Origin of the sequence: Methylobacterium sp. WL8, from assembly GCF_008040045.1 — a bacterium.
In the GTDB taxonomy this organism is placed as follows: domain Bacteria; phylum Pseudomonadota; class Alphaproteobacteria; order Rhizobiales; family Beijerinckiaceae; genus Methylobacterium; species Methylobacterium cerastii.
Genome location: NZ_VRVF01000130.1, coordinates 1 through 6,527, shown reverse-complemented (window position 1 = coordinate 6,527; position 6,527 = coordinate 1). Strand labels below are relative to the sequence as shown.

Annotated in this window: 3 protein-coding genes, 1 tRNA gene and 2 pseudogenes; 2 read left to right on the top strand and 4 right to left on the bottom strand. The window is 64.0% G+C overall.

Translation table 11 applies throughout. From position 1 onward, the window contains the following. A partial coding sequence (locus FV234_RS27135) for an IS3 family transposase (RefSeq protein WP_348643084.1) occupies positions 1-96 on the top strand: 96 nt, incomplete at its 5' end. 248 nt (positions 97-344) lie between these two features. Here FV234_RS27135 and FV234_RS24830 read toward each other — a convergent pair. After that, positions 345-1,364 (bottom strand): annotated as a pseudogene (locus FV234_RS24830) (IS110 family transposase). A 91-nt stretch (positions 1,365-1,455) separates the two neighbouring features. Here FV234_RS24830 and FV234_RS24825 point away from each other — a divergent pair. Next, positions 1,456-2,466, top strand: a pseudogene (locus FV234_RS24825) (IS3 family transposase); the annotation flags it as partial. Positions 2,467-2,470: 4 nt separating this feature from the next. On the opposite strand, the gene FV234_RS26400 reads toward FV234_RS24825, so the two are convergent. From FV234_RS26400 to FV234_RS24810, 3 genes are all read right to left on the bottom strand, one after another. Continuing rightward, a complete protein-coding gene (locus FV234_RS26400; protein ID WP_187273803.1) occupies positions 2,471-3,841 on the bottom strand; it encodes a PAS domain-containing protein in 1,371 nt (456 codons plus the stop codon). Positions 3,842-4,322: 481 nt separating this feature from the next. Then, a complete protein-coding gene (locus tag FV234_RS24815) occupies positions 4,323-6,242 on the bottom strand; it encodes a DUF6538 domain-containing protein (protein WP_147832319.1) in 1,920 nt (639 codons plus the stop codon). A 120-nt stretch (positions 6,243-6,362) separates the two neighbouring features. After that, positions 6,363-6,437: transfer RNA gene (locus FV234_RS24810), tRNA-Gln, on the bottom strand. Positions 6,438-6,527: the final 90 nt, after the last annotated feature.

The following is a 6,527-nucleotide window of genomic DNA, read 5'->3' as shown; positions in this document are numbered from 1 at the left end:
TTGTTCGCCTACATCGAGGGCTACTACAATCGGCAGCGCATCCACTCGGCCCTGGGATACATCACACCCGAGCAAGCCGAACGGAACGCGAGCTAACCCCCCTGTCCGTGGAACCGGGGGAGGATCAGCACAAACGTATCCGGCATGTCGGCATGGTGGCCGCCGCCAAGATGGAGAGCCGCACGTCCCGGGCCTCATAAGCAATTCGGCCTCGGGGGCCGCTTTTTTTGCCAGGCTTCCGGAACGCCGCTCGACCGTCAGGCCATCTTCACTGTCCTCCCGCAGACCTCGTGGACCCGCGCCGAGCGATCGCGCTCCGCCTCAGGTCAACCTCTTTTGATGCCCTATGCGAGGGCCGGCTCCGGATGCCGCTCGAAGCTCACTCCTTTGCGCAGCGTCGCCCAGGCGATCCGCGCGAGCTTGGCGGCGAGCGCGACGACCACGACGTTGTAGTGCGCCCGCGCCAGCAGACCGCGCAGCCATCGGCCGGTCGCATCCTCGACCTTGGACAGCGAGGCCAGCGCCGCGCGCGCCCCATGGATGAAGAGCCCACGCAGATAGGCGTTGCCCCTCTTGCTGATGCCGAGCAGCTTCGGCTTGCCGCCGGTCGTATGCTGTCGGGGCACGAGGCCAAGCCAGGCCGGCAGGTCGCGGGCAGACGCGAAGGCGCTTCCATCGTCGACGGCTGCGCGCAAGGCCGTGGCCGTCATTGGCCCGACGCCTGGGATCGACTCCAGGCGACGTGCCGCCTCGTCGGCGCGGGCATGCGCCGCGAACTCTCGGTCGAGCGCTTCGATACGGCCGTCGAGGCTCACCCACTCCTCACGGATCTCGGCGACGAGAGCTTGGATACGCGCGCCAATCTGCGCCTGGGGATCCGTCACGAGAATGCCGACCGCCGTCTCGAACTTGCGGCGGCCTTGCGGGAAAACGAGACCGCGCTCCAACAGGATCGCGCGGAGCTGGTTCATGAGCATGGTCCGCATGCCGACCAGCCGAGACCGGACCCGGTGCAGGCTCTGCATGTCGAGTTGCTCCTGCGCCTTGAGGGGCACGAAGCGCATCGTCGGACGTGTGGCGGCCTCGGCGATCGCCTCGGCATCGCGGTCGTCGTTCTTCTACGCCTTGACGTAGGGGCGGACATACTCGGGCGACATCAGTCGGATGGTATGTCCCTGCGCGGCCAGCAGCCGCCCGAGGTGATGGGCGCCACAGCAGGCCTCCATCGCGACGACGCAAGCGGGCAGCTTGGCCGTCAGGCCGACGATCGTCTCACGCCGTGCACGACGACGCAGAACCACCGTACCGGCTGGGTCGAGGCCAACCAGGCTACAGCTGTTTTTGCCGAGATCGATACCCAGCACGGCGACCGAACTCTTTGCCATTCCCAATCCCTCCATTCCTCCAAGGCAGCAGCATGCCACCAACGGTTCGGTGAGGGGCGGGCCATCCCATAAGCATGAGCGGGGCTGGGGGCGACGAGGCATGAGGTACCCGGCCCCCGAGAAGCTGGAGATCATCCGGCTCGTCGAGCAATCCCACCTGCCGGTGCGTGCCACCCTGGACAAGCTCGGCATCACCCGCTCGACGTTCTACCGGTGGTACGATGCCTACCAGCGCGGCGGCCCCGAGGCGTTGAAGGACCATCCTTCGCAGCCGAGCCGGGTCTGGAACCGTCTACCTGCAGAGATCCGCGAGCAGATCGTTGCCCTGGCTCTGGAGCAGCCTGAACTCAGCCCGCGTGAGCTGGCGGGGCGCTTCACAGACGAGCGTCGCTACTTCGTCTCGGAAGCGACCGTCTACCGGTTACTCAAATCGCAGGACCTGATCACAAGCCCAGCCTATATCGTCATCAAGGCCGCCGACGAGTTCCGCGATAAGACCACCGCGCCCAACCAGCTTTGGCAGACGGACTTCACCTACCTGAAGGTCGTTGGCTGGGGCTGGTACTACCTGTCGACGGTCCTGGACGACTTCTCACGCTACATCGTGGCGTGGAAGCTGTGCACGACGATGCAGGCCAGCGACGTCACCGCCACGCTCGACCTGGCGCTGGGGGCCGCTGGGCTCGATCAGGCGCGGGTGATGCCGCGGCCACGCCTGCTCTCCGACAACGGGCCGAGCTACGTCGCCAGCGACCTGGCTGACTGGCTCGGCATTCGGGGCATGACCCACACCCGCGGTGCGCCATGCCATCCGCAAACGCAGGGCAAGATCGAGCGTTGGCACCAGACGCTCAAGAACCGCATCCTGCTCGAACACGCCTACTTGCCCGGCGAACTCGAAGCGCGGGTGGCGGCCTTCGTCGAACACTACAACCATGCCCGAGCCCATGAGAGCCTGAGCAACCTCACGCCCGCCGACGTCTACTTCGGACGCGGCGAAGGGATCCTGGCCGAGCGGGAACGCATCAAGCGCCAGACCCTGATGGATCGCCGCTTGCGCCACCACGCGCAGGCTGCCTAACCTCTTACCCCAGATGGACCAGAGCCTCCGCTCCTGAACACCGCTGAATGTCCCAAATCATCTGACGACGGACAACCATGATATCGGTGCGCTCGACGATGGTCGCGAGGAAGTTCCGCTCGGCGGTCCGTTCGGAGACCTGGCGTTCCAGCGTCGCGTTCATGACGCGGAGCGCCTCCTCCATGCGCTTCCGCTCGGAGATATCGCTGAACAGGATCGCGACACGCCGGTCCAGCGGATCGCCGACGCGGAGCGCGCGCACGTCGAACCAGCGCCCGAAGACGTCGGCCTTGTTCTCGCAATGCGCCGGTTCGCCCGTTCGCGCGACGCGTCCGTACAGGTCGAACCAGTAGGGTTCCAGGTCAGGGGCGAACTCACTGACCCAACGACCAACGACGTCGGCGCCGGTCTGCCTCTCGAAGGCTGGATTGGCTTCGACGATGCGGTAGTCGGTGGCACGGCCCGCATCGTCGAACCTCATGTCGATGATGCAGAACCCGACGTCGATGCTCTCGAACAGGGTGCGATAGCGGCTTTCGCTGTCCGCGAGGGCGGCGCGCGAACGCACCTGGTCGGTGACCTCGTACCCACCGGCGAAGATGCCGGTGACCGCGCCTGCGTCGTCGCGGATAGGCTGATAGATGAAGTTGATGAAGCGGTCGTTGTCCTCGCCGGCGAACCGGATCGGCAAGGTGCTGGCCGTGTAGGCCTCACCCGTGGCGTAGACCCGGTCTAGAAGCTCGAAGAACCCTTGTCCCATCAGTTCGGGGAACACCTCGCGGACGCCGCGGCCCAGGTAGTCACGCCGGCCGGTGATCGTGACGTAGGCGTCGTTGACGTACTCGAAGACGTGGTCTGGGTCGCGCAGCACGGCGACGAAGCCCGGCATCTGCTGCAAGAGCGATCTCTGCCGCTGCCGCTCGGATAAGGACCGGCGCTCGACGAGGATCTGTCGGGTCGTCTCGGTGCAGGCGCAGAACAGGCCCTCGACAACGCCGTCATCTCCCGAAACGGGGGTGTAGGAGAACGCGAAATGCGTCTCCTCCGGATAGCCGTTCCGATGCAGGGTAAGCTGGAGGTCGTCCATGTGCACGGGGTCGCCCGCGAACACCTGGTCCATCAGGGCGCCGACCTCGTCGCGGACCTCGGGCCACGTCTCGAAGAAGGGACGGCCAAGGGCCGATGGGTGTCTCGAGCCCAGCATGGGCGCATAGGAATCGTTGTAAACGAGGGTGCGATCCGAACCCCAGGCGATGAACATCGGTTGGCGCGAGTTGAGCATGATGCGCACGAGGGTCACGAACGACGGTGGCCATTGCTCCCGGACCCCGATGGTCGTGGTCGACCAGTCGTGGGCACGCATGAGCGCGCCCATGGCACCGCCGCCTGAGAGGACCGAACTGCCTGGGATCATGGTCTACGTGTACCCTCGGCAAGTGGCAGCAGCGAGGCGATAGGCGCCTTGGTCGAGGCAAAACGACTTGCGCGTCGATGTCCCCGTCGTGGCACGCCATCGAATTGATCGCCTCGCTCCCACGCACGGCATGGACGTCCGTGCGAAGGCGGGTACGACGGAAAAGCGGTTGGACCGCATTCCACCCAGCCCGGTCATACGTCCTTGCTTCGTGGGCCAGCCTGTAAGCGGAAATTCAGGATCGACGCCTTGCTCTACAAACGACCCTATGCGGACGACTGGTCGCAGCAAGGCGTGTTCACTCATGGGACGCCGACAAAGTCATTTGTACAACCGCGATGGGCGGATTGTAGAATGCACACGCTTGGGGGAACGGTTCAGCTTTTACAGCTCGCTTGAGCCCCTGCCGACCAAAGGCCAACACGAGCCGTTCTTTGGCACCCTATGCGGTCGACGACCGTCTTGGCTCTAACGAGGGGCGAGGTTGGCCAGTGGGCGCCGCATCCATCATTTTATTGATGTCAATCGGCAGAACAAGGTGGTCGATGACACCTTTGAGCATCATCAGGGTTTGACCTTTGTTGTAACGCTTGATCTCGGACCGCCTTTCCCTGCTCTCATGGCCGATGAGCTCCTCCACGAATTCTCGCTGAACCCCGGCATTGCAAAGGAGCGTCGTCACCGTGTGTCGGAAGGAGTGAAACACCACCTCATGACGCACGCCGTATTCCGATTTGAAGCGCTGAAACCACTTGCCAAAAGCGCTGCCGAATGACGCGTTGTCGCCGTCGGCGAGATCATCCTGTTGCTCGGGGCCTTCCTCGCCCTCCGGCAAGAGCCATTCCTGCTCTCCTCGTTTCTGTACCAAGGCTTCAAGCAAGCCCAGCTTCAACAGGTTTTGATGAAGGGGGACCCAGCGGGCACTGCCCTCCGCTTTCAGCTGGAAGGTCGAATCCGTCAAATTGAAGTACCAAATACCGGTCTCTGCATCGTGCACGACGTGCCGCACCTGGAGCTGGAAGATTTCGCCACGACGCATACCGCTGTGGCAGCCGATCAGGACGCCCCAGTACCGCTCGTCGCGTAGGACGTTCGGTCCCGTTCTTTTCCAGCTCCGACGACTTCGAACGCCTGTGAACAAGGGTGCACTCAGCACGGCCACGAGTTCGGCCTGATCCCACATCGGCCGTTCGTCTCGCGCTCTGTGGAGCTTTGCTCGCGTGCGCTTCAGGTTGATGTGCAGACCTTCAAAGATCGATGGGAGGCCCTTGGCGACGACTTCGTTGGTCTGGGGCCAAGGCCAGATGCCTGACAACGCGGCCAAGTGCCGATTGAAGGTCTGCGGCTTCAGTCGATCGATCCCGGGCTTGCCGCTGCAATGCTCGGTCAAGCCACGGATGCCGCGCGTGCGCTGGATATCGCGCCACTCAATGTTCTTGTCGTAGTTGGCCGGCAACGCCAGCAGAGCACGCTTGAACGCAGCCCCATCCGCCGGCCCATAGGCGCCGAGCGGCTTGTCCCCGCAGATCTCGACGAACAGGCGTCCCGTAGACCGGGCTTGCCGTTCATTCGACGATTTCCAGTTCCCGCTGTCGACGCGGTCCCGCGCATAAAGCGCCCAACTCTCGCTAAAAAGTTGTCGTGCACCGCGCAGCATCGCGGTCGCTGGTGCTCCGGGCTGGGAGAGCGGAGCAGGTGCGGTCGTGCGATGGGTCGTCGCGTGCCGGGGGTGATGGGGCAGGACGATGTCGCGGAGAAAGGTCAGCTTCTCCTCGGTGATCGTGATGTCGGCGTCGAGCAACGCGCGGCAAAGCGCGTTTGCATGAGGGTATGAGTCGAGGTCGATCTCGTTGCGGGTAGCGAGATCCTTTGCGGTGTCGCGAACGGCGGTAAAATTGTTGAGCGAACGATCGCGTTTCAGGCCGTCCAATCGGCCCTCATAAAGGCTTAGCCACTCGGCCGGGTCATTGAGGGTCCCCTTCGGGGCGTCCGGTGCGGGATCGCTGCTGTCATCTATCTGGTTTTCGGAGGTCGGGCTGTCTGAGGGAGGCAGATCCTCGATTTCCGGATAGTGCCCGATGGTGGCGAGCAGGCCATCGTGCTTGAGAGACTCGGATTCGAGGTACTGCTCCGCGAGCCGGGCGATATCAGTCCGCGTGAGCGACCGGTTGAAACGGACGAGGGTGAACAAGGTCTCTGTCCCATCCCACAGGCGTTGCGCCATCCGACGAGCCTCGCCGGGTGTGGCGTGACCGAGCGAGCGCAGGATCTCACGCTGGCCGAACCGCTGGCGCAGGTCATCGGGGATGATACGACGAAAGAAGACCGTTTGTCGGCGACGTCGGAGATGGGTGCGGGGCAAGGCAGGGATCCCTGCCGTCCGGACAAGTGGACCTCCCGAGTGGACCTGGACGGAGCGGTCGGCCCGGGCGGGTCCGAAAACAGCCGAGAAATCAACGGTCGGCTGAGAATCCTGAGCTTTTGGCTGGGGCGCCAGGATTCGAACCTGGGAATGGCGGTACCAAAAACCGCTGCCTTACCACTTGGCGACGCCCCACCAGAGGACGGCGCTGTCTAGACGCGGATGTGCGGACAGGCAACTGGTTTGCGCGGGTGGCGGCGGTCGGTGGAGCAGGGCGCGATGGGC

Bases quoted from the DNA above. Each gene is read 5' to 3' on its own strand.
- FV234_RS26400 (WP_187273803.1), bottom strand. From the start codon at position 3,841: ATGGGCGCGCTCATGCGTGCCCACGACTGGTCGACCACGACCATCGGG.